This is a genomic window from Reichenbachiella sp. (assembly GCF_033344935.1).
GTDB lineage: Bacteria > Bacteroidota > Bacteroidia > Cytophagales > Cyclobacteriaceae > Reichenbachiella.
The window spans coordinates 3,632,272-3,656,855 of sequence record NZ_JAWPMM010000001.1 but is presented as its reverse complement, the minus strand read 5'-3'; the positions used below and the strand labels follow the sequence as shown (position 1 = coordinate 3,656,855).

Annotated in this window: 17 protein-coding genes; 9 read left to right on the top strand and 8 right to left on the bottom strand. The window is 41.7% G+C overall.

Going from position 1 to position 24,584, the window contains the following annotated elements:
- Positions 1 to 14 precede the first annotated feature (14 nt).
- A complete protein-coding gene (locus R8N23_RS15670) occupies positions 15 to 2,957 on the bottom strand; it encodes a DUF2723 domain-containing protein (RefSeq protein WP_318172558.1) in 2,943 nt (980 codons plus the stop codon).
- A 20-nt stretch (positions 2,958 to 2,977) separates the two neighbouring features.
- On the bottom strand, positions 2,978 to 3,493 hold the full coding sequence (locus R8N23_RS15665) for a DinB family protein (RefSeq protein WP_318172557.1): 516 nt from the start codon (positions 3,491 to 3,493) through the stop codon (positions 2,978 to 2,980).
- 234 nt (positions 3,494 to 3,727) lie between these two features.
- Here R8N23_RS15665 and R8N23_RS15660 point away from each other — a divergent pair, with 234 nt between their 5' ends.
- The 6 genes from R8N23_RS15660 to R8N23_RS15635 all read left to right on the top strand — a co-directional run bounded on the left by R8N23_RS15660 (position 3,728) and on the right by R8N23_RS15635 (position 9,289).
- Positions 3,728 to 4,585, top strand: a complete 858-nt coding sequence (locus R8N23_RS15660; protein WP_318172556.1) for an AraC family transcriptional regulator — start codon at positions 3,728 to 3,730, stop codon at positions 4,583 to 4,585.
- A gap of 88 nt (positions 4,586 to 4,673) precedes the next feature.
- Positions 4,674 to 5,063 carry a DUF5367 family protein gene (locus R8N23_RS15655; protein WP_318172555.1) on the top strand — a complete coding sequence of 130 codons (390 nt, stop codon included), beginning with the start codon at positions 4,674 to 4,676 and terminating at the stop codon, positions 5,061 to 5,063.
- Positions 5,060 to 5,383 carry a hypothetical protein gene (locus R8N23_RS15650; RefSeq protein ID WP_318172554.1) on the top strand — a complete coding sequence of 108 codons (324 nt, stop codon included), beginning with the start codon at positions 5,060 to 5,062 and terminating at the stop codon, positions 5,381 to 5,383. Before R8N23_RS15655 ends, R8N23_RS15650 begins: the two co-directional genes overlap by 4 nt.
- 3 nt (positions 5,384 to 5,386) lie before the next feature.
- Positions 5,387 to 5,887 carry a DUF1772 domain-containing protein gene (locus R8N23_RS15645; RefSeq protein WP_318172553.1) on the top strand — a complete coding sequence of 167 codons (501 nt, stop codon included), beginning with the start codon at positions 5,387 to 5,389 and terminating at the stop codon, positions 5,885 to 5,887.
- 21 nt (positions 5,888 to 5,908) lie between these two features.
- Positions 5,909 to 6,748: an NAD(P)H-binding protein gene (locus tag R8N23_RS15640; RefSeq protein ID WP_318172552.1), complete on the top strand. Its 840-nt coding sequence runs from the start codon at positions 5,909 to 5,911 to the stop codon at positions 6,746 to 6,748.
- 1,389 nt (positions 6,749 to 8,137) lie between these two features.
- Positions 8,138 to 9,289: a hypothetical protein gene (locus tag R8N23_RS15635; RefSeq protein WP_318172551.1), complete on the top strand. Its 1,152-nt coding sequence runs from the start codon at positions 8,138 to 8,140 to the stop codon at positions 9,287 to 9,289.
- Between the two features lie 183 nt (positions 9,290 to 9,472).
- Here R8N23_RS15635 and R8N23_RS15630 read toward each other — a convergent pair whose 3' ends face one another.
- From R8N23_RS15630 to R8N23_RS15605, 6 genes are all read right to left on the bottom strand, one after another.
- Positions 9,473 to 9,676, bottom strand: coding sequence for a hypothetical protein (locus R8N23_RS15630; protein ID WP_318172550.1), 204 nt, complete (start codon positions 9,674 to 9,676; stop codon positions 9,473 to 9,475).
- A 149-nt stretch (positions 9,677 to 9,825) separates the two neighbouring features.
- On the bottom strand, positions 9,826 to 11,145 hold the full coding sequence (locus R8N23_RS15625; RefSeq protein WP_318172549.1) for an MFS transporter: 1,320 nt from the start codon (positions 11,143 to 11,145) through the stop codon (positions 9,826 to 9,828).
- Between the two features lie 3 nt (positions 11,146 to 11,148).
- Positions 11,149 to 12,507: an alpha-amylase family glycosyl hydrolase gene (locus R8N23_RS15620; RefSeq protein WP_318172548.1), complete on the bottom strand. Its 1,359-nt coding sequence runs from the start codon at positions 12,505 to 12,507 to the stop codon at positions 11,149 to 11,151.
- The gene (locus R8N23_RS15615) at positions 12,507 to 14,510 is read right to left on the bottom strand and encodes a glycoside hydrolase family 97 protein (RefSeq protein WP_318172547.1); all 2,004 of its coding nucleotides are present in this window, start codon (positions 14,508 to 14,510) and stop codon (positions 12,507 to 12,509) included. Before R8N23_RS15615 ends, R8N23_RS15620 begins: the two co-directional genes overlap by 1 nt.
- 16 nt (positions 14,511 to 14,526) lie before the next feature.
- Complete coding sequence (locus tag R8N23_RS15610; protein ID WP_318172546.1) at positions 14,527 to 16,944, bottom strand: glycoside hydrolase family 31 protein; 2,418 nt, start codon at positions 16,942 to 16,944, stop codon at positions 14,527 to 14,529.
- A 200-nt stretch (positions 16,945 to 17,144) separates the two neighbouring features.
- Complete coding sequence (locus tag R8N23_RS15605) at positions 17,145 to 18,167, bottom strand: LacI family DNA-binding transcriptional regulator (RefSeq protein WP_318172545.1); 1,023 nt, start codon at positions 18,165 to 18,167, stop codon at positions 17,145 to 17,147.
- Positions 18,168 to 18,796: 629 nt separating this feature from the next.
- Between R8N23_RS15605 and R8N23_RS15600 the strand changes: the two genes are divergently transcribed.
- From R8N23_RS15600 to R8N23_RS15590, 3 genes are all read left to right on the top strand, one after another.
- Positions 18,797 to 21,805 carry a TonB-dependent receptor gene (locus R8N23_RS15600; RefSeq protein ID WP_318172544.1) on the top strand — a complete coding sequence of 1,003 codons (3,009 nt, stop codon included), beginning with the start codon at positions 18,797 to 18,799 and terminating at the stop codon, positions 21,803 to 21,805.
- A gap of 11 nt (positions 21,806 to 21,816) precedes the next feature.
- Positions 21,817 to 23,418, top strand: coding sequence for a RagB/SusD family nutrient uptake outer membrane protein (locus R8N23_RS15595; RefSeq protein WP_318172543.1), 1,602 nt, complete (start codon positions 21,817 to 21,819; stop codon positions 23,416 to 23,418).
- A 67-nt stretch (positions 23,419 to 23,485) separates the two neighbouring features.
- Positions 23,486 to 24,535 (top strand): SusE domain-containing protein, encoded by a 1,050-nt coding sequence (locus tag R8N23_RS15590; RefSeq protein WP_318172542.1) that lies wholly within the window; start codon positions 23,486 to 23,488, stop codon positions 24,533 to 24,535.
- Positions 24,536 to 24,584: the final 49 nt, after the last annotated feature.

Below are 24,584 nucleotides of genomic sequence, written 5' to 3'. Positions count from 1 at the left end.
TCGGTATAAAAAAATTATCCTTCCAATTGATTGGCATAATTCTCAAACAGCTTTGCAAATTCACTGCTCCGATCAGTATATCCTTGTCTATGATACATCATGGCCAACTCTCTCAAGGTGTACAAACTCCTTCTGGTATCCAATGAGTCCAGGTCTTGGATCCTCACAGCAAAATCTAGTTTATCTTGAGATTGGCCAGCTAACGTGTCTGCAATATGATTGGCTGTAGGTAAGTCTCCCAAAGCCAAAAGTATGTTCGTCGTTTCCAAATGACTGAGGTCGTAGGGTGCCAATCGTTCAGGGAAAACCGATAACGCATAATTGATTGTCGACCTGGCCTTTTCTACTTGGCCCGTATCCAACAAGGCTTGAGCCAATTCATTGTATTGAAGTCGCTGATTCATCAACATGCCTCTGTAGTAATCATTGTAATAAGGCGACTTTTCTTTGTAATCTCTCCACAGTCCATGAGTGACCATTCGGTCATACATTTTCTCTTCATCTACCAATAGACTGTCATCGTTAGGGTTAACGACAGGAAGCAACTGATAAGCTGTGCCTTCCTGAACGATATTTTTTTGAAGGTCGAAATTCACACTATTCAATGAAGTGAAGTTGAAATAGATGGGTCGTTTCCAGGCATTCGAATCGATCAAGTCGAGAATCAACAAGTCCTTTTTCTCTAGCGCTTTGCCCTTGAGTTTGACTTCCAGCCTATCCGTCATGAGATGATGCAATTTTTCGGGCACCTTATTCCGAATTTCCGCAAGATTGGTGTTGATATAAAAACTGTCCGATGGGGTTGTATTCAAATCACCAAAACCGGTGCTGGCTTGCAGCGCTTTGCTTTCCTTTTCAATTAAGCCTAAGTATTGTTTGGCACTAATAGCACCTTTTATTCTTGGATTTTTCACCAAAGGCAAATAGTCATTTAATCCGCCAGACTTGTAATTTTCCTTGGTCAGCGTGAGTGGTAGGGCTTCTGATTCATTCACCTTTCTGTATAGCTGATCGACATACCAGCCCGCATTGGCGTAGCTCATCACAATGACGCGCACATCCGTTCTGAAACCTTCCACTTCCTGGACATACCAGAGTGGATAGGTGTCGTTGTCGCCTCCGGTAAATAGAATCGCATTTTCGTCGCAAGATGCCAACATAGCCTTGGCCTGATCGATGCTTAAGTAGCGATTACTTCTGTCGTGATCGTCATAGTTTTCAAATAGTAAAATACCCGGTATCAAAACAGACAAGAGGGTAGCGGCCACCATCGACTGCCGGATAGACAATCTAGGAATCGATTTGAAAGCCTGAAATAAACTAATCACACCTAGTCCAATCCAAATGCAGAAGGCGTAGTAGGAGCCTACATAAATATAATCTCGTTCTCTAGGCTCTACAGGTGGAGCATTGATATAAACCACGATGGCCAATCCGGTCATTATAAACAGCATGCCGGTGATATAGAGTTGTTTTTTGTCTGATTTGAAAAGAAGGAACAATCCAGCTATTCCTAACAGCAGGGGCAACATATAGTAATTGTTGCGGGCTTTGTCGTTGGTGATGTAATCTGGTAATGTTTCGAATGAATCGGCAAGTCCAAGCCACGAAGCGCCTTCTATATCATTGGCTCTTCCAGCAAAATTCCATAGCAGATAGCGCATATACATGTGACCGATCTGATGGGAAAACATAAATCCGATATTATCTGCAAAGGAAGGTTTTTCTCCTTTTTTCAATCCTGTTTTCTGACGGTAAGCCGGGGCATGTTGTGGCATCATATTGCTATGCATACGGGGCAATATCATCAGGTCTTCATCCTGATAGATATATTCCATTTTGTGATCTTTGACCTCGTAGCGATTTGCTCCGACTTCGTAATACGCCTTGCCTTGTTTCTGGTCGATCGGGTGGGCATCGAAGTGCTTACCATAGAGTAACGGTCGCGTACCGTATTGTTCCATGTTGAGGTAGTAGATCAGTCCCAGCAGGTTGTTAGGATTGTTTTGGTTGATGGGAGGGTTGTCGCCTGCGCGTACGAGTACGAGTGTGTAGGAGGAGTAACCGATCAGGACAAATCCTAAGGCCAAAATGAAGATATTGGCATTCGCCCAAATTCTCTTTTGGGTGTAGTTAATGGCATAAACCCACGCGCCAATAATCAGAGCCAGAAGGGTTAAGGCACCAGAACCAAATGGCAACCCAAAGCTGTTGACAAATAGAATTTCCATACTCTTGGCCAGATTAGCGCCTGAGACCAAGCCGTATAAAATGCCCACTAGTATGAAGCAAGAAAGACTAAGGGCAGCCATCCCGCCCCAAAAGGAATGTTTCTGATACTTTTTGAAATAGTATACCAAACCCAGTGCGGGAATGGCCAAGAGGTTGAGTAAGTGCACGCCTACCGATAATCCCATCAAGTAGGCAATCAATAGCAACCATCGATTTTGATCCACAGGGTCTTCTTGTCTTTCCCATTTGAGGATAGCCCAAAAGACAATGGCAGTCAAAAAGATGGAAAAGGCATACACTTCCGTTTCGGTGGCTGAGGTCCAGAAAGAATCAGAAAAGGCAAAAGATGAGGCACCGACTACACCACTGGTTATCAACAACCAAGGAGAAAGTTCGCCAGAAATTTTCTTCAATAACTTATCTGCAATCATCACGATGCTCCAATACAAAAACATCACCGCCAAACCACTCGTGATGGCACTTAGTGCATTTACCGCAAAGGCTACAGACTGTACGTCACCCAAGGCCATCATACTCCATATTCTACCAATCAATAAAAACAAAGGAGCGCCTGGCGGGTGGGGAATTTCCAGCTTATAGCTGGCGGCAATGAACTCTCCGCTGTCCCAATAGGAGGCCGTGGATTCTAAAGTGAAAAGGTACAAAGCGGTGCTGCCCAAAAACAGTAGCCAGCCGATGAGATTATTGGTTTTGGTGAAGTTCATTGTCGATTGGTTTAGGAGTTTTATTTAGCGTTTAGCATTTCCTGGATGGTAGCCAGGTGATGGTCGTCGTGCTCCGCGACGAAATAAGCCAGGTCCACGAGCTTCATCGGTTTGTTGAGCCTTGGGTGTTTGGACTCATTTTGAAGCTGATCAGCTGTGCACGCTCTGAGTTCTTCTATCATTCTCTCTCGTTGTGCTGCAAAGTCTGCAATAAGCTCTTTTACTTTTTTTTCATCGTGTGCCGCTTCCTCAGTTTTTCGATTAGACAAGTCTGCCGCTTTCAGGTCTGGTTCACCTGCTTTGATCTGTTTGATACGTTCTAGCCAAAGTGGTTCCAAATCACCCAAATGACCGATTTGCTTTTTAATAGACCATTTATTGTTTGCAGTGGACTGCAGGTAGGCGCTGCCGCTGTTGTGGAGCTTGTGCTCAATGCGGAGGCCGGTGCCTTCTAGTCTTTCGATGATGTCTAATAGGAGTGAGGAGTCTGCGATGGTTTCGAATTTTCTATCAAACCATTTTGTTCGTGTGATCATAAGTTCTTGGTTATACTCCTTTCCTAATCGTAAGAATGTGGGTTTTGGTTTCAAGAGTTGGCACTAAACCTTATGAAAGTCGTCATCATCTGGTTGGTCAAGGTGATTCTTTTGAAACTTAGAGCAACTTGTGGTCAAGAACTTTTTGTCTTCTTGTTGTTATCAATATTTACCAGAGCCAAATTTTTTTAATTTTCTATTTACCTTAGAATACCTAATTTCTGAAAATTCAACATGACTCGCGACATCATAGATATCAATGACTTTACCATTCTAGTAGAGACTGGCCATTCGGAGGTGCCTACCACCGATTCTTGTCTCTTCGATGAATCGGTTATTGCCGTTGCTTTTTATGGTTCAGGGAATGTGGACCTAACGGTGAAATATGGAGACACTTCGAAGGAGTTTGGCCACACCAAAGGACTGGCGCTTTCTTTTTATGCGGATGAAAAGGTTGAGTTTGTTCATACGGTATCAGCCGACAAGCCGCTCGAATGCCTGGTGATAGCTACTTCCATCGCCAGCATAGACAAACTACCTAATCTGGAGGGTGAGCTTTTTGGAGAAATGCTCAATCAGTTGGTACATCCGAATGACCATTATGTGGAAGGTCCCAGTTTCTTTATGACTCCTGAGATGCAGTCGATCGTTGACCAGATTTTTCATACACGCTACGAAGGGAAAGCTAAAATGATGTTTTTCAGGAGTCAGATTCATACGTTGCTGGCTCATTTCTTTGGGCAGCTGTCGTTGATGTCTGAGGAATCAATTCCTACAGAAGAAAGAGAAAAATTGGAGCAGGCCAGAGACATCTTGATCAATAATCTGGAGCACCCACCCAGCTTATCAGAGTTGTCCAAAGAGATAGGTCTCAATACATTCAAACTCAAAAAGAACTTCAAAGAGCTCTTCGGAGTGCCCGTTTTTAAGTACTTGCAAAATGAGCGACTCACTACAGCCAATGAACTGATCCGATCTAAGCAAATGACCATTCAGGAGGCTGCCTGGCATGTCGGCTATGACAGCCTCAGTTCTTTTTCCAATGCCTTTTCAAAGAAATTCGGCTTTCGTCCAAGTGAAATAAAGGGATAATCCCTTTCGAACAAATCGTACTCCTTTTCAAACAAATCAAACGATAGTATAACCAACAGCTTTGTTTTATCAATAAAAAGACAAAGCAATGAAAACTATCAAAGCAATCATTATCGCAGTTTTAATTTGGATGGTAGGAGTGAGCTTTTTTACGCTCTCTTATTACCTGCCGGTACTTGAAGATCTGGAACTTCAGGCAAATCTCACATTGGCCATCATCTTGATTCCTACCGTCTGGATAGGGACACATGTGTACTACAAATGGAGTGGCCCTATGCATGGACTAAAAGCAGGAGTCATCATTGTAATGACCTTGATTATGATGGATGCGCTCTTCACTGTACCATATTTTATCATGCCTTATGGTGGGAGTTATCAGGAGTTTTTTGGTGCCGCTTCTTTCTGGCTCATTGCCATGGAATGCCAGCTAGTTATCTATCTCTACTGGAGTTCAAAAATCAAAAACAAACAATCATGAAAGAGATCTTGGCACTAATCACCCTGACGGGATTCTTGTTTTTTGAAGAGCCTTTTCCAATGATCCATGTGACAGCTTCAAAAAATTCTGAAGAATTGAAAACAGAGGCTTTCAAAATTTTGGAAAATAAATGCAATGTCTGTCACAGAAAACAAAACCCATTTATGGTCTTCTCATTGAAGAACATGGAAAAGCGAGCGGAAAAAATATACAAACAGGTTTTTGAAAAAAGGCGAATGCCAAAAGGAGACGAAATCAAACTGACAACGGAGGAATACAGCCACCTCAACAATTGGCTACAAACTCAATTAAATAACTAAACGATGGAATTCACATTCAAAAACATGACCTTATTTGTTGGGGTACTGCTGACAGGACTTTCAGCTGGATTCTTTTATGCCTGGTCAGTTTCCGTAATACTTGGAACCAAAAAAGTGCTGGATCCAACCTATCTGGAAACTATGCAGCACATCAATAGAGAAATTCTGAACCCTTCATTCTTCCTGATCTTTTTTGGGAGTATGATCGTGTTGGCCATCGGTACGCTGACACAACAAGGCAGCGGTGCTACTTTCTGGCTGATGCTAAGCGCCACTATAGTTTACGTCATGGGCACTTTTGCCGTGACAGGCCTGGGCAACGTGCCGCTCAATAATGAATTGGAAGCATTGAATCTTTCTGAGATGGGTACTTCCAAACTCACAGAATTCAGACAGTATTATGAGGTCAAATGGAATCAATTTCATTTGATAAGAACCATCTTTTCTGTGGTGGCTTTTCTTATCTCATTGTTGGCTGTTTTCATGTCAAGCAAAAACATTTAATCATTATAAAATCAATAAATCATGAAAAACATACTAGTAATAGGTGGGACTGGTAAGACCGGTCGAAAAGTCGTAGAACGACTAGAGAATTTGGGACAAAACGTACGCGTGGGTTCTCGAAATGCAGACCCAGCCTTTGATTGGGAAAACGCAGAAACCTGGAGCTCAGCGCTAAAAGGAATGGATCAGGTGTACATTACCTTTCAACCAGACTTAGCTGTGCCAGGAGCCTTAGAGGCGATCGAAGTATTGACTAAAAAGGCGGCTCAGGCAGGAGTGAAAAAACTGGTACTCCTTTCCGGAAAAGGCGAACATGAAGCTGAACTTTGTGAACAAGTGGTGATACACTCCGGTTTAGACTACATCATTGTTCGGGCGAGCTGGTTTATGCAAAACTTTAGCGAAAGTTTCTTTTTAGATCCGATCTTAGCTGGTCACGTGGCGCTGCCCAAGCCAGAGGCTAAAGTACCATATATAAGTACAGACGACATCGCTGATGTGGTAGTGGAGGTACTTCTAAATGAGCAGCACCATGGACAAATCTACGAACTGACGGGTCCAAGGGTATTGACTTTTGAGGAGGTGATTAAGGAAATCGCGCAAGCCACAGGAAGAGACATCATGTTCACCCCAGTGGAATTGGAAGACTATGTCAAGTTTTTAGAAGAGGTAGGTGTGCCAGAGGACTATGTCTGGCTGATCAATTATCTGTTTTCTCATGTGCTGGATGCCAAAGGCAATGACGTGGTGAGCGGAGACGTGCAAAAAGTTTTGGGTAGATCACCTAAGGACTTTTCTGAATACGTCCAGGAAACTCAGCAAACTGGTGTATGGAATCCTAAATTAACCAAGGCGGTATAAGACTGATCATTTTCCTTCTTTTGTCATTTCGAATAAGCCGACCGTAGGAAGGTGATAGGAGAAATCTTAATAGACTTTTATTTGGAACATGTTGATTCCCACTAAACTGAAATTAAGATTTCTCTCTTTCGTTCGAAATGACAAAAGAGGATGATCCTACTCAACAAAACTGATATCTTCTACACTCGTTTTTTCTCGTCATTGCGAGCGGAGCGCGGCAATCCCCTCTGGACTTCTTCTGTCAACTGACTGTCGCCAATTTCTCTATGAAGTGATGGAAAATGGTACAATGTCTATCCTTCGAGAGTCTCAGGATGACAGAGAAATGGTACAATGTCTATCCTTCGAGGGCCTCAGGATGACAGGGGATTGTGAATGTTAAAAAAATAGGATGGTCACCCTGAGCAAGGTCGAAGGGCGACAGTGCAAGATCGAACCTTCTCAAAAAAGATTTTTCTAATTAAATGACTGCTCTCAATTTCACTTATGAAGTGATGGGGATTAGTACAATGTCTATTCTTCGAGAACCTCAGAATGACAGGGAAATGGTGCAATGTCTATCCTTCGAGGGCCTCAGGATGACAGGGGATTGTGAATGTTAAAAAAATAAGATTGTCACCCTGAGCAAGGTCGAAGGGCGACAGTGCAGGATCTAACCTTCTTGTAGTAGATTTCTCTAATTAAATGACTACTCTCAATTTCCTTATGAAGTGATGGGGATTAGTACAATGTCTATTCTTCGAGAACCTCAGAATGACAAGGAAATGGTGCCAAGTCTATCCTTCGAGGGCCTCAGGATGACAAGGAAAGGTGTAATGTGAAAAAATAAGATTGTCACCCTGAGCAAGGTCGAAGGGCGACAGTGCAGGATCAAACCTTCTCAAAGAATACTTCTCTAGTCAAATGACTACATGCAATTTCCTTGTGAAATAACAAGGGATTGTTTGATCTCACTCCAAAAATCCCTAAACTTGAAAGGCAGCTCTTTTTAGAAAAATCAAAAATTTATATTGGTAGTATTGTTACAGTGCGGATAAAGTGCACTTTACACAAATGTTAGGTATCATAGTCGGAACGTGAAACGTGGGATTCAAGCAAATTCGAAATAAAATCCGCAAATACTCTTTTCAATCTCTCTCGATTGAACTGATAAATATTCTTAAATCCTTAGAAAAAGAAAAGACCATTTCTGCCTTTTGGTATCCATTAATCCTCCTTAAATGGACTTTTCAGTTTGCAGGAGAAAACTACCCTTCAAAAACGGCAACCAGAAATGATGTTGTCAAGATTTTGAATTCAATGGAATCGCTGGAATCTGAACACAAACTTTTTAATCTAAAAAAACATAAAAATGCACAACTAATTTCCATAATCATATCCAATCAACAAATGTATTATCAAGAAACGGTATGGTGGTACAGTTTTGCTAGACAATTAGTATTATATACTGATTCGGAAGTCAAACATAAATATGACATCAACAGATCATTTAAAAAACTGACAGGTATCGACATTGAACTATTTCTTCAATTAATGTTTGCTACATGGATGTATGTTGAACAGAACAAATTGATGAATTATGAATATTCTGGTTTCTTGGAGGAAGGGTACTATGAAATCATAGTGGCTCTAGCAGGTGAAAAAAATGCTCAAAAATTCATTGCCTTATTAAGTATAACAGAGCAAAATGCTAAACAGGCAATCGAAAATGAGTCAAAAATCAGGGATTATGATCTTCAAGTATTTGAGGTTTCAGTTTTTACAAAAAAGCCCATTATACACTTGTTTGGACATTCATTCATTCCACATAAAAGCATTCTCAACCAAACAGTAAATCACTTCATATATGATTTCATGAAGCAAAATGATCCTTCGTTCACGGAAGAGTTAGGAAGAAGAATGGAGAAGTATATGGAATTAGGACTTAAGGACGTCAATATAAAATATGAAACGGAAACTGACCTCAAAAAAAAATATGGTAGAGCTGAAAACGTTATTGATTTCATTCTCCAAGATGAAATTCTCGTGGAAGCTAAAGCCATTGAATTGAAACAGTATACTAACATTAACCCCGTTTCCCAACTATTATCTAATGAACTCAAATCGTCAATCGTTAAGGGATATGCAAAGCAATTACTTACAATGGCAAATAAGCTTACTAACAAAGAGTATTTCGGTTTGATAATTACCTACAAAAGAATCTATCTCGGAGGCCCTGAAGACGTATGGAATTTATTTCTTAAGGAAGCAGTCACCGAAATTGCATTGGAAATGGATCTTGACATAAGTAGATTGCCATATCAAAATTTATTCATCTTAGATATTGACACGTGGGATAAACTTTTACAAGCTTCAAAAAATAGAGGAGCCAAAATTTCCAACATTCTTAAAAAGGCTCGAAAAAACAACGAATCTGCAGAAACGAAGAAGTTTTATTTTGACCTTCATCTTGAAGAGTATCATGTGAACAACTATTCATTAAAACATCTGACCAAAGCATATGATAAGTTTAAGAGCTTTGAACAAAGTAACGATACCTAACATCGTCTGATATCCCATTGCGGTTCAGTGGTAGCATCTAGCTCTTCAGCTATCTGGCAGCACCGGAAAAATCTCCGATTTTTCACATTGGATAAAAAAGGTATGATGAAAAATTGGAGATTTTTCCTACTTTGAATCCGACACTTTAAATTACACCAACGCCACGATGATATAGACAGGCGTTTACCCAACCAACTCCTCCCATTTAGGAATATCCTGATTTTCTTTTTCTTCCATTTTTATGACCTGTTCAGTTGGAACCTTGTCGTAGTTGCTGGGGTGCATAAAGATGCTAGACTGTGTGGTGTCCACTTTTCCTCCCTGGATGATCAAATAGCCGAGTATGGTCAGGCCTAGCACAGATAAGATTAGAGCAAAAACTTTCATGGTATTTTGGTTTGGTGTCGAGCGTATTACATCAAATGTTTTGCCAGTCACTATTCTGAGACAAGTTGACAGGCCATAAAACAAAAAGTCCCTTCGAGAGGGACTTTTTTACTATTCACTAAAATCTATCAGTTTCCTGATGAGTTTCTTTAACTATCTTTGACTTTTAGGTTGAGCAAACCGGCGATGATAAAGGCCACACCACTAGTGACTAAAGCAAATACGGGATTGCCGCCATAAAGATACTTAACGAGTGGGCCGCCAATCAGCGCATTGATGATCTGAGGGATCACAATAAAGAAATTGAAGATACCCATATAAACGCCCATCTTGTGTGCCGGGATAGATCCTACGAGCATCGCATATGGCATAGCTAGAATACTGGCCCAGGCGAAACCAATCAATACCATAGGTCCGATGAGCAGGGTAGGGTCGGATATAAAATAGATGCTGATCAAGCCAGTACCGCCTAATACTAGAGACAGGGTATGTGTTACTTTTCTCCCTATTTTATTGGCAATAGCCGGAAGGAAAAAGGCATAAATGGCAGAGATACCATTGTACACACCAAACAAGATGCCGACCCAGTCGCCCGCATCCTGATATATTTTCGATGAAGTGTCAGCGAGTGGTAATCCATACACATGATGAGCAATCGCCGGCGTAGCATACACCCACATCCCAAACAGCCCAAACCAGGAAAAGAACTGCACCCAGCTCAATTGTCGCATGGTGAAGGGCATGTTTTTGAAATCAGTGAAAATATGGAGTAGGCTTTCTTCTTTAAGAGCGTCTTGTGGAGCATCGTTGAAAGACGCCAATTCTTCAGGTGTATACTCTTTGGTAGTAAGGATGGTGACTATTATACTACCGACTAAAATCCCTGCACCAATCACAAAAGATAAGATCAGATTCAACGGTACTTCTCCCACTACCGTTTCGTTGGAGACACCAAACCAGTTGGTGAGCGTATAAGGCATCCAGGACCCGACTACAGCACCAATACCAATAAGGACGGTTTGAATACTAAATCCTAGTGTACGTTGATCGGCTGGCATCATGTCTGCCACCAAAGCGCGAAAGGGTTCCATGGCAATGTTGAATGCTGCATCCATTACCATGAGCATGCCTGCACCGATCCACAAAGCCGGAAAAATAGAGGTGAGTGCTCCTGCATTGGGCATGGCGATCAGCCCTATAGCTGAAATCAGAGCGCCAGTGAGGAAGAAGGGCTTTCTTCTACCCATTCGGGTCCATGTTTTATCGCTATAGTGACCTACAATAGGTTGCACAATCAATCCCATTAGCGGTGCTACTATCCAAAACCAAGAGAGTTCTTCGACATCTGCGCCGAATATTTGGAGAATTCTACTGGCATTGGCACTTTGCAGGGCAAAGCCCATTTGAATACCCAAGAATCCAAAACTTAGATTCCATACTTCCCAAAAGCTTAGGCGTCTCTTTTCCATCAATTAGTTCTTCTCAAAAATTAAATACTGCCAAGGCTCCATTTCGATTGGTTGGTCTTTGGCCAAGGTATACGACACTTTGGTAAAAGTATCTGAATACGTGCCAGAAGCGGTTTCATCTGTCAGGTTAAAAGTTTGCTTTTCACCGGACATATTAATCAAGCCAATCACCTGATTGCCGTTTTTCTCTCTGCTGAAAGCATAAATCCATTCGTCGTTGTTGATACGCTGAGGTGTGCCTCCGTAACCGCCATTCCAGAGGGCTTCATTGTCTTTTTTCAATTGCACCAGCTGCTGATAGAAGGGAGTCAAGTTTTTAGGGTCCTCCCAGTTGATGGTGTCCTTTTCGAAAAAGAGTAGCCGTTTGTCCAGCCCTACTTCCTGCCCGCTATAGATCATAGGAAAACCATAGGCCGTGAAGATAAAAGTAGCAAAAGCCTGATGTCCGTCGCCGTATCTTTCGAAGACTGTTCCTGCCCATGAGTTTTCGTCGTGGTTGGTTGTAATCGTCATACGAAATGGGTTCTTACCATACAATGCCAAATCTTTATTGATGAATTGGTCAATGTCATGCGCGGTCTTTTCGCCTTTGGCGACATGCTCTGTTAAGTGCAACAGCTCCCAAGAGTAAGACGCATGAAAGTTGCTATGCAGTCTAGGCTCATCCCATTCGGCCAACCAAAACAAATCCTTTAGCGGGTCTAAGGCAGCTCTGGCTTCTTCCCAGAAATATAGCGGAATCTCATGAGCCGCATGATCGCATCGGAAGCCATCGATATCCGTTTTGGTAATCCAAAACTTCATTTCTTCGATCATGCTTTGGCGCGTGCTTTCATTGGTGTGATCGAGTAGGGCGATGTCTTCCCAATCCGCCTCATAGGTGATGTTGCCTAAGCTGTCTTTGGCGTAATACTCAGGATTGGATTGGATCCAAGGATGATCCCAGGCTGTGTGATTCGGTACCCAATCCAGGATGATCGTCATGTCCATTTCATGCACTTTTTTGACGAGGGCTTTGAAGTCTTCCAGTGTGCCAAACTCAGGGTTGACTTCTGAGTAATCCGAAATAGAATAGTAACTTCCTAATGATCCTTTTCTCTTTTCCTTTCCTATGGGCTGCACCGGCATGATCCAAAGCATCTCTACACCCAATTCTTTCAATCTTGGAAGATGCTCTGCAAAAGCATTGATGGTGCCTTCTGGCGTATACTGACGAATATTGACTTCATATACAGTCATGTCAGCTGCACGCTCTGGGAACGTAACGACTGGTTCTACTGCTTTTTGTTCCGTTGGCTCACAGGCAAACAGGAAGCTTAAAGAAGCCAAAAGGATGATGGCGATAACTTGAATCTTTGTCATTAGTTCTTAGGGTATAGGCTGAGGGCTGCACCACCACCGGCAGCCAATTTCATATCTAATATAGTGGCTTTCGTTACTTCCATTTCATTGATTTGATAAGAAGTTGGGTTGTCTACATAATGACAACCTTCTCCATCCGCATAAATGGTTGCATTGTAGGTTACACCTTCCTTCAAGAAATCCAGCGACAATTTAAATGCTCTTGGGTTCTCATCGGTAATCGTTCCTACAAACCAGTTGTCTGTTTCACGTTCTTGACGAGCGATCGTCACAAAATCACCAATTTTCCCATCAATGACTTGAGTAGTTTCCCAATCTGTGGGTACTGCTTTGATGTACTCAAAAGCAGGATGACCTTCGTAGTTTTCTGGAAGGTCATTGGCCATCATCATCGGTGCATAGATGATGGTGTATAATGCCAGTTCTTTTCCAATAGTCGTTTTTACCTGATCGGGACTGGTTTTGATTCTGATGTCAAACACACCCGGTGTGTAATCGAATGGACCTGATAATGATCTTGTAAATGGAATAGTAACCACATGATCCGTTGGGCTGCCACCCATGGCATTGTATTCTTGCCCTTTGGCGCCTTCTCGAGAGACCATATTGGGCCAGGTTCTTCTTTTGCCAGTGTCTTTGATCGGTTCGTGGGCGACGATCATGGTTTTGTGTTTAGCACCCATTTCTATTACCCGCTGAAAGTGCTGTACGAAATACTGACCATGATGGTAAATGCCATTCGGCAAAGTGTCTCCATTTTCTACATAACCCGTTTTTACTGCCTTCATGCCATGATCCTCTAGGAACTGATAAGCGTCTTCTAGCTGCTCATCGTAGTTTTCGGTATCTGCACCAGTCTCGTGATGACCGATGATGTAAACGCCTTTGTCTGCGGCATACTTACTTAGGAATTCGATGTCGTAGTCCGGATACGGTTTAGAAAATTCGAACTTGGTGCCGCCACCCATCCAGTTGCCGTCCCAGCCGTAGTTCCAGCCTTCGACTAGTACACCTGAGAAGCCATTGGCTGCTGCAAAGTCGATGTATTTCTTTACGTTTTCGGTATTGGCGGCATGCTTTGGGCCTTGGTGCCAGGTGCCGAGGTTGATGAACATTTCCCACCAAACGCCGATGTATTTGCCTGGTTTGATCCAGGAAGTGTCTTCGATTTTGCTTGGCTCATTCAAGTTCAAAATCATGTAGTTAGTAATCAAATCACCTGGCGTTTCACCTACTTGAATGGTTCTCCATGGCGTAGAGAATGGAGCCTTCAAATAAGCTTTAATTGGATTGGTTTTGCTGTAAGGAACCAAATCGCACTTCAGTTTGGTACCACCTACATTTTTCACCACCATACTTGGGTAGTCGTACAATGCCGCTTCATGCATATGAAAGAACAGACCGTTTTTCCCTTCGATAGTTAGGGGAGTGTGTACCATTTCGAATTCTGAAACTGGCGCTTTTTTGTACAAGTACTCGTACCTATTGCCTGCGTAGGCTGGAATCGACCAGGCGTCGTGATCGTCAGATAAGTTGAATTCAGTCAACTCGTCCATGATTTCAAACTCCTTCAGCTTTTCCTGCTCAGGAAATTCATATCTGAAGCCTATACCATCGTCGAATAAACGGAAGATGATATTCAGTTTGATTTGATTCGCGTTGACCAATTCAACTTTCAATTCGTTGTAGTTGTTTCTGATCAATCGTTGTTCACCCCAGGGTTGTTCCCAGGTTTCGTCAAAGCTCGAAGTTTGAACATTGACGAGTTCAAATCCATTTTTCAGGCTGATGTTATCTCCGAGTTCAAAGCCTAGTCTGGAACTGTCTACGATGATTTTCTCTCCGTAATTAGCCCAGTATCCGGGTGTGCCATCAGCCTCAAGGTAAAACTGCATGGAGAGTTTGTCCTCTGGCGAAGAAAGGGCAGTTTTGTTTTTCTCAGATTGATCCACACCGCAACCGATGAGGTTTAGTGCGAGAGCAAATAGTAGTATTTTTTTCATAAGCATGCTGAAATCCTTATTTCCAATTGATTGAAAATTCGTTGTTTTTAAGTTTGAATGTGGTATAGGGTAGGTGCTTAATTTTATAATCTTGATGAAGATCTGTAGCAATCGGATCAAAATTAGATAACGGCGAAATGAAGTGGTAATCTTCACGATCGATAGCTAATGAAGTTAGCTCTTCATTCTCAAAGCCATGGAAGTATAATTTCACCTCATTAAACACGCTATCAAAGCTCCCTTGCACAGAGCCAAAAGTCAAGCGGTTTGTCTGCGGGTGGTAAACAATGCTTCTTTTGTAATATTCACCGCTTTCAAAAGCAAAGGAATCGCCATCATCTTCATAGTAGAGAAAACTATTGTTCTCTGCTCCTTTATAAAGATGGATTTCCAGTTGCTCGTTAGGTCTTTCTTGGTTGCTATAGACCTGCGACTGAACTGGAATAATGGCAGAGGCTTTAGCGAATACCGGCAGCTTTTCCATCGGACATTCAACTAATGTTTCTTTGTTACCGCTGTATTTTTCGTCTGTGAATAGATCATACCATTCACCATTAGGGAAGTAAATTTTTTCTATTTCTTTCTCACTTGATACAGGAGCTACAAGAATAGACTCTCCAAAAAGGAATTCATTTTCGTAAGCCGTCTTGTAAATATTGTCATCGAAAGTATAATCGATGGCCAGCGAACGATTAACAGGCGTACCTGTCTCACTAGCCTCATAAAATGCAGCATACACATAAGGCATCAACCGATAACGAAGACTGATATAGTTTCTTGAGATTTCTTCTGTATGTTCCCCATGCGTCCAAGGCTCACTTGATTTGGTATTTACATTCGAATGTCCTCTAAAGAATGGCGTAAAGGCCGCCATTGAAATCCATCTGGCAAAGAGGTTTTCTGATGCATTTCCGATAAATCCGCCGGCATCAAACCCTGCGAATGGAACACCAGAAAGTCCCATGCTATTAAGCATGCGCATACCTAAAAGCATATGCTCATCAGAGGCGACGTTATCGCCAGTCCAAACGGCAGCATATTTTTGAATGCCTGCAAAACCTGCCCGGGTGAGATTGAATGGTCTTTTGCCTGCCAAGTTTTCTTTGGCGCCTTCCCAGGTGCTTTTGGCCATCATAAGGCCATAAATATTTCGGGCATTTCGTGTGGTTCCTTTTTCCCCGTCAAAGTCGAACTCTATGAGTTCTGGTAAGGATTGTCCCCAAGTGGCGATCTCATTCATATCATTCCAGAAGCCTTCTATTCCTATGTCGCTGTATGATTGGAGTTGTTTTGTCCACCAGTCTCTGGTTTCAGGTTTCGTGAAGTCAGGGAAATGACACCATCCCGGCCACACTTCGCCTTCATAGTTGGTACCATCGGGGTACTTAATGAATACGTCTTTTTCCAGACCGTCTTCATAAGAAGAATAACCTTTTTCCACTTTAATACCTGGATCACACATCACCACCACTTTAAAACCTAGATCTTTTAATTTGTTGATCATGGTTTCGGGGCAGGGAAATCTTTCCTTGTCCCAAGTGAATATTTTGTATTTCTCCATGTAATGGATGTCCAATACAATCACATCCGCAGGAATTTCTTTGTCTCTGAAATTTTGAGCCGTGTTGAGCACTTCGGCTTCAGGATAATAACTGTATCTGCACTGCTGGTAGCCCAGAGACCATTTAGGAGGAAGGCTCATTTTACCCGTCAAACGGCTGTAAGCTCCTATAATTTCATTTACTGAATCATAGTGCATGAAAAAGTAATCCATATCTCCTGCATCCGCAGAGAAACTAGAGAAACGATTGTTCGACGCACCGAAGTTGAAGTGTGTCTTGTAAGAGTTGTTGAGGTAGATGCCATAGGCCATGTTGCTGTGGATGCCCATATAGAATGGGATAGAACAGTATAATGGGTCGGTATTAGCTCCATACCCAAAGTGATCTGTATTCCAGTTTTGAAAGCCGTGGCCCTTTTTATTGAGCGGACCGGTCTTTTCGCCTAGTCCAATAAATTTTTCGTCAGGTTGTAATTTTTTGTAGGTAGTGACTTGTTCGCCTATCCAGGAAGTGCCGAAGGAGGCGTCATCTTCATTTATGATCTCACCTTTCTCATTTCTGAAAACCAGACGAAAGGGTGCTTTCATGATAGAAACCTCCACCTTGCCAGTAGATATGACAATGCTATCTTCCTTTTCCAGATAATCGATAGACTTCTGGCTGAGATTTTTATCTAGTGCGTAATGGAAATTATCAAACTTCTCCTTTTTAGAAATCCTTACTCGGATCATTCCTTCTTCATATACTTCGAGGCATATGTTTTCGGAATCAGTACGGCCATAGAAGCCGAAGGCGTCCAGCTGATAAGATAATAATGACCCTCGAACGAGTGTGCCGTTGGTCCTTATATTTTTTCTCTCTTCAACAATCATAAACAATTATATCTTGTATAAGTGCTCGAAAGATGTTTTCCGAAGAGGACACGAAATGTTTCAAAAAGCTTTTAAAGCTAGACCCGTTTCCGAATCAAATACAAATAATTTCTTTAGTCTAAGTGACGAAAAGAAGCGTTTAGGAGTGAATATGAGGGTTTTTGCTTAGTTTCAATCGTTTGCGGAGAAAAGCAAAATAATTAAGGACGTTTGGAAGACTTTCGGATAATGAGGTCCGTTTTTAGCACTTGACGGATGGGTTGTTCTCTTAATTCTTTGTCTTGAAGTTCGGCAATTAGTCGCTTGGCCGCCGCTCTCCCCATGTCCACACCAGGTTGTGAGACCGTAGTCAGTTGAGGCTCTATGAGTGAGGAAAATTGCCAATTGCTAAAGCCGACAATAGCAATGTCTTTTGGTATTTCTAATCCTGCTTCTTTGATGGCTTTCATCGCCCCGTAAGCTGCAGTATCGTTGGTGCAGAATACAGCATCGGGCGGTTGAGGTAAATCCAAAAGTCTCTGCATGGCGTGAAAGCCTTCATCCAACGTGCCGCGGAAACAGGGTAGAATATAGTCAGGGTCCACTTTCATGTTGTTTTTCTTCAAGGTATCCTGATAGCCTTTTTTACGCTCTGCTCCGATGGTTAGATTGTCTGGTCCAGCCAAATGGGCGATACGCTTACTTTTTTGATTGATCAAATGTTGGGTAGCCATCGCGGCTCCATCATAGTCATCCACCACAATCTTACTAACATTCAGTTCATCGGTTTCACGGTCAAACAGTACGACAGGTATCTTTTTGGCTACTTCCTGAAAGTGTTCGAAGTTTTGAGTTTCCTTAGAAAAGGAGACGATCAATCCATCAATTCGTTGATTGAGTAAAGCTTTGGTGTCTTTTACTTCACGTTCAAAGGATTCACTCGTTTGACAAAACATCACGGTGTAGCCAGCTTTGTAAGCTACCTCTTCAATACCCGAAATCACCGTTGAAAAGAAGAAATGCACAATTTCCGGTATGATAACCCCGATCGTATTTGTTTTTTGGCTTCGCAGGTTTTGAGCCACTACATTAGGCTCGTAGTTCAATTGCTTGGCGAGGTCATTGACTTCCTTTTTCGTTTCTGGGCTAATGTCTGGGTGGTCATTTAAGGCACGAGAAACTGTAGAGGGGGAAACCCCCAACGCTTTGGCTAAGTCCTTGATTGTTACTTGACTACTTTTCATTCTCTAATGCTTTATTTTTGTAGCTGACCTATCTAAACTGCTGGTTTCGTAAATCTGCCACACCTGGACCATACTCGAAACGTATAAAGTATGAACTGAAGTTTTACACTTCGGTGTTAAACCTAATGTATAATCTTTCAATTCCCAATGGCGTGTCTATACATTTAGACGTTACAGAGCGGAAAAGTAAAACATAAACCTTCAACCTACAAGAAATTGAGTTTAGTTGATTATTGCAATAGTACAATTTAAAAGTGAATTGGAAGCCATTGGCTCTTGAGCGACCCTGAACTAGGAGAGATCTGGGTTATGAAAAAAAGAGTGAAAAAAAAATGGCTTCCGAAATCGTTTGCGGAATCGTTTGCATGCGAAATGGCATGAAAAAAACTGTGAATATGAGTTGTATTCTATGTTTTTAGGTTTATTATTGAATATGCAAGAACGAAGAAAAGTAGTTGAATTCCTTATAATACTAGGCAGTCAGCAGCGTATGAATCGCTTTTGCAAGAAGTTAACATTAATTAATTATTAGCGCTTGAATTAGATGTTTTTTTCGAAGAGGACGAGATGTTCAGAAAGCAAATCTTAGAAAAGTACAATTAACAAAACTCGTAATTAATTAAAACACTATGAAGAACTATTACCAGTTAGTTTTCAGTTTGCTGTTTGGAATGGGGATCTTACTTTCTCTTCCTACTTCCAGTGTCTACGCACAGGGAAGTCTAGTATCTGGAACAATCAAAGATGCAGAGTCCGGCGAGCCCATCCCCGGAGTAAATGTAGTTGCAAAGGGTACCTCGAATGGTGCTGTTACTGATATTGATGGGAATTACAGCGTAAATGTAGATTCCAACACAATTCTTGTGATCTCTTATGTGGGATTTGAAACACAAGAAATCGCTGTTGGTACTCGTTCAACAATCGACATTGACCTCGGGTATGATGTGTCTCAGTTGGGTGAAGTTGTGGTTATCGGCTACGGTGAAGTTGATAGAGGAGATGTGACTGGTTCAGTAGTTGCTATTGACTCTGATGACTTTAATAAGGGTGCTATCTCAACTCCTCAGGAGCTACTCATGGGTAAGGTGGCCGGTGTGGTCGTTACCGCCCCAACAGGTCAGCCTGGAGGCAATTCTACCATTAGAATTAGAGGTGGATCTTCCCTGAGAGCAAGTAATGATCCTTTAATCGTTGTTGATGGAGTTCCTTTGACAAATAAATCAATTGATGGTTTTGCCAATCCTTTGGCCACTGTAAATCCTAATGACATTGAAACTTTTACGGTCTTAAAGGATGCTTCGGCAACTGCTATTTATGGTTCAAGAGCCTCAAACGGAGTAATCTTAATTACTACCAAAAGAGGTAGCTCAGGACAGGATTTGCAAGTGAGCTATAATGGAAACCTCTCATTAGGCGTGCCTATTGAGTATACAGACGTGTACTCTGGAGAGGAGTTCAGACAGGTAGTAGCTAATCATACGGTGGACCCTTCGATTACCACTCCGCTCTTAGGTAATGGCAACACAGATTGGCAAAATGAAGTCTATAGAAATGCTATATCTACTGATCATAATGTAAGTTTGACAGGTTCATTGAATTCCATGCCCTATAGAGCTTCGGTAGGATATACCAACCAGAATGGTATGCTGAAGGAATCTAACATGGAAAGAACAACTCTTTCTATTGGTGCAAGTCCAAGTTTACTCGATGGTGATTTGACCTTTGATATCAATTTGAAGGGAATGTTGACAGACAACAACTTTTCAAATGACGGTGCTATTGGTGCATCTACCAGTTTCGATCCTTCTCAATCTATTTATGATGAGAACTCTCCCTACGGTGGATACTTTACCTGGGTAAACGAGGTAGATGGTACGCCAAACTTCATTGCTACTGACAATCCGGTTGCTATGATCAATCAAAAAGACAATACGTCTCAAGTGGCTAGAAGTATAGGAAATGTGAGCACAACTTATAGAATGCCATTCTTACCTGAATTAAAAGCTGTGGTTAATGCCGGTTATGATTACTACAAGAGTGAAGGCACCGATAATACGGATTCTACTGCGGCTTTTTCATACAGAGAACCACAAAACAATGTGAAATCCTATGAAGTTATTGGTAAAAACGAGCTTCTGGATGCCTATTTGAACTATTCAAAAGACCTTAGTTCAATAGACAGCAAACTTGATGTAACCGCAGGCTACTCTTGGCAGCATTTTTATGAAGAAAAAGAAAACGCCAATAGACCTTGGGAAGCCAATGATTCAGGAGAATATATTGGCTCTGACACTACAGTAGATAAAACTGAGAGTTACCTTGTTTCCTTCTTTGGTCGTGTAAATTATACTTTCAAAGGAAAATATTTGGTGACAGGTACATTGAGAAGAGATGGTTCATCGAGATTCTCAGATGACAATCGGTGGGGCTTATTTCCATCTGTGGCTGTTGCCTGGCAGATGGGTGAAGAGTCATTTCTTCAAAGTGTGGATGCATTGGACGAGTTGAAAATCAGAGCAGGTTACGGAATCACTGGACAGCAAGATATCACAGATAATGATTATCCAGCGATTGCAAGTTACAATGGGAGTACGGCTAACTCACAATATGGATTTGGTGGTCAGTTGTATCAATTGTGGAAGCCTTTAGCTTATGACCCGAATATCAAATGGGAAGAGACCACTACCATAAACGCTGGTTTGGACTTTAGTTTCTTAGGAAATAGAATCTCAGGTTCATTCGATTACTACCAAAGAACTACAGACGATTTATTGAATGAGATACCGGTACCGGTAGGAACAAACTTTGCCAACAGAGTAGTAACTAACGTTGGATCTTTGGAAAATCAAGGTTATGAAATTTCCTTAAATGGTTATCCAATTTCAAATGGTAATATGAGCTGGCAAATTGGAGTGAATTTCTCGAAAAATACGAACAAGATTACCAAACTAACAGCATTCTCTGATCCAGACTACATAGGTTATGAAGTAGGTGAGATTGATGGAGGAAGTAACAACAGAGTTCAAATCAATAGTGTAGGATATCCTACCAACTCTTTCTATCTATTCCAACAAGTGTATGACAACGAGGGCATGCCTATCGAGGGTCTTTATGTAGATCGTTCGGGACAAGGAGGACAAGTAGACGGTAATGACTTGAATAGATACCATTTAGGTAATCCGGCTCCCGACTTTTTGATCGGTATTTCTTCAAGGTTTGCTTATAAAAACTTTGACTTCTCTTTTGCTGGTAGACTAAGTGTAGGCAATGATGTTTACAACAACATTGCTTCGAGCAAGGGGTTATATGCTAATCTATACAACCAGTCAGGTTACTTGTCTAACATCTCAACATTTGTGGAAGAGTCTCAATTCTTCAATGCACAATATAAGAGTGATTTCTATCTGGAAGATGGATCATTTTTCAGAATGGACAACATCAGTGCGGGTTATAACTTCCCTAAAGTATTTTCTGACAAGATCACAGCCCGTGTAAGCTTTACGGTCCAAAATGCATTCCTGATCACTAATTATTCAGGCCTGGATCCTGAGATCAATGATGCATTAGCACCAGGTATAGATAAGAATGTTTATCCACGACCTAGAACATATGTACTGGGAGTTAATTTCAACTTTTAAGCTAGTAGACCATGAAAAAAATTAAATATATATATATAGTACTGGCAGCGATTATTTTTACGTCGTGTGTCAACGACTTGGAGGTAACACCGATAGACCCTGATTCTAACAATGCAACTACAGTCTTTTCTACCGAAGAAGGTACGAAAGGTGCTTTGGCAAAAATTTATGCCTCTTTTGCATACAATGGCCAGGGCGCTGGTGAGCAGGAGATCCAAGGAATCCGTGAAGACTTTAGTAATTTCCTGAGACAATACTTCGTGCTTCAGGAATGTACCACCGAAGAATCTATTGTGGCATGGGATGATCAGACGATCAAAAACTTTCACTGGCACACTTGGCAAGCTAATGATGTTTTTAATGAAGCTGTTTATTCTAGACTCTTCTTCTCTGTAGCTTTAGCCAATGAGTTTTTAAGAAACGTAGACAACTCTCCAGTATCCGAAGAGGATAAGGCGTTGTTTGTAGCGGAGGCTAGATTCCTAAGAGCATTTGCTTACTACATTGCAGTTGATTTTTACGGAAATATTCCAATCATTGATGAAGAGGCTTCTTTAAGTGATTTGCCGGTACAGGCCACCAGAGCTGAGGTTTTCAGTTTTGTAGAAACAGAGTTGACAGAGATTGAGTCTGCTTTGGCAGCACCTCAGGCAAATGAGTACGGTAGAGTGGATAGAGTGGCGGCCTGGATGTTGTTAGGCAAATTGTACCTTAATGCCGAAGTTTTTGTTGGTGAGGACAGATACTCAGATGCCTTAAACTACACTAATCAGGTTATTTCTTCCAGTTATAGTCTGGATCCAGTCTACGAAAATGTTTTCAGAGCAGATAATAACACGAGTCCGGAGATCATATTTCCATTAGTATATAATGGAATTCATAGCCAGTCTCATGGAACTACTTTTTTGGTACATGCCTCGAGTGGAGGTGGATTAGATGTAGCCAACGTACGTGGTGTAGGTGGATCAGGATGGGGTGGCTTTAGAGCGGTCAAAGAGCTTCCTGAAAAGTTTGGATTAGCTGCTGGAGATTTTACCTTGGCAGCGCCTTTGGCGGACATCCCAGATAGCAGAGCCTTGTTTTACTTCAATTCTAATGATGCATGGGAGTGGAATGTAGAAAATGTAGGCACTTTTACTGAAGGTATTGGTGTGTATAAATTCAGCAATCTAAACTCTGACGGTTCTCAGCCAGAGTATTATAATCCTGATTTTGTAAGCACTGACTTCCCTATGTTTAGATTGGCAGATGCTTATTTAATGTATGCGGAAATATTCCTCAGAGGAGGAGGCGGAGATGCCAATACTGCAACAGGTTATATCAATGACTTAAGAGAAAGAGCTTATGGCGATGTTTCTGGAAATATTTCCAACGCTGATCTTACGCTGGATTTCTTACTTGACGAGCGAGCCAGAGAACTTTACTGGGAAGCACAACGAAGAACGGATTTGATTCGATTTGGGAAATACTCGAGCGGTAGCTATGTATGGGAATGGAAAGGGAATTCTCAGGCAGGTGCAGGTTTTGATGACTATAGAGCACTTTTCCCTATACCGGCAGCTCAATTGACTGCCAATCCAAACTTGGAGCAAAACAACGGTTATTCTAATTAAGAAAATGATCTTGAGAGTCTGATACAAGGGCTCTCAAGTGAACCTTTTTGAATCAAAAAATATTGCAATGAAAAAATTAACATACATATATATCCTCGCTCTGGCTGTGCTATTTGGTGCATGTGAAGATGAGGTTGAAAAAGTTGCCATCAGCAGCAACCCTGAAGGTCCTACACTTAGTGGGCCTGGGGATGGCGGAATGGAGTTTGAAAAAGATGAAGCAGCGGAGTCTATCGAATATACCTGGACAGAAGCTGATTACGGATTTGATGCATCGGTTACTTATTTTGTGCAAATTGCCATGGATGACTCATTTGCAGGTGCGGCTAATATCGTATCATCACAAGAGCTGAATGGATCCGCAGTGGTGGGTGATATCAACGGTATATTGCTTTCATGGGGACTGCCTATCGATGAGCAAGCTACGATTAAGGCCAGAGTTTTTTCTACTGTGAATACTAATGTAGACACCATCTTTTCTACTGTCTCTGACTATACGGTTACTCCTTATGAAACTTTGATTGATTATCCAATGATTTATGTACCTGGAGCCTATCAGGGATGGTCGCCGGGAGATGAAAACGGAAGATTATATTCTTATGGGTTTAATAGTGTGTATGAAGGTATTTTGAGAATAGTTGATGGTGCTAATCCGTCATCTTCCTTCAAAGTAACTCCAGAAGCTAATTGGGACAACGCATGGGGAGGAGTGTTAACTGCCGACGGCTCTAAATTCACTGGTTCACTCGATCCTTCAGGAGGAGATTATTCGATTGATGCTGGGACTTATATGGTTACGGTAGATGTAAGTGCTTTAACGATAGAACTAGAAAAAACGGATGATTGGGGGATTATTGGAGATGCAACTCCAAATGGTTGGTCGGACCCAGATACGGATATGATGTACAACGGTCAGAGACAAGTTTGGGAAATCACCACAGCCCTTACTGATGGCTTCCTTAAATTTAGAGCTAATGATGGCTGGGATTTGAATTATGGTGACGACGAGCCTGACGGAACAATAGATGGCGGAGGTTCTGATATTGCCGTTACGGCAGGTAACTACACCATCAGACTAGATTTGAACAACGAAAAATACGAATTGATTGCCAATTAATTCGATCTAAAATTACCGACAGAGGACTGACCCTCTGTCGGTTTATGCC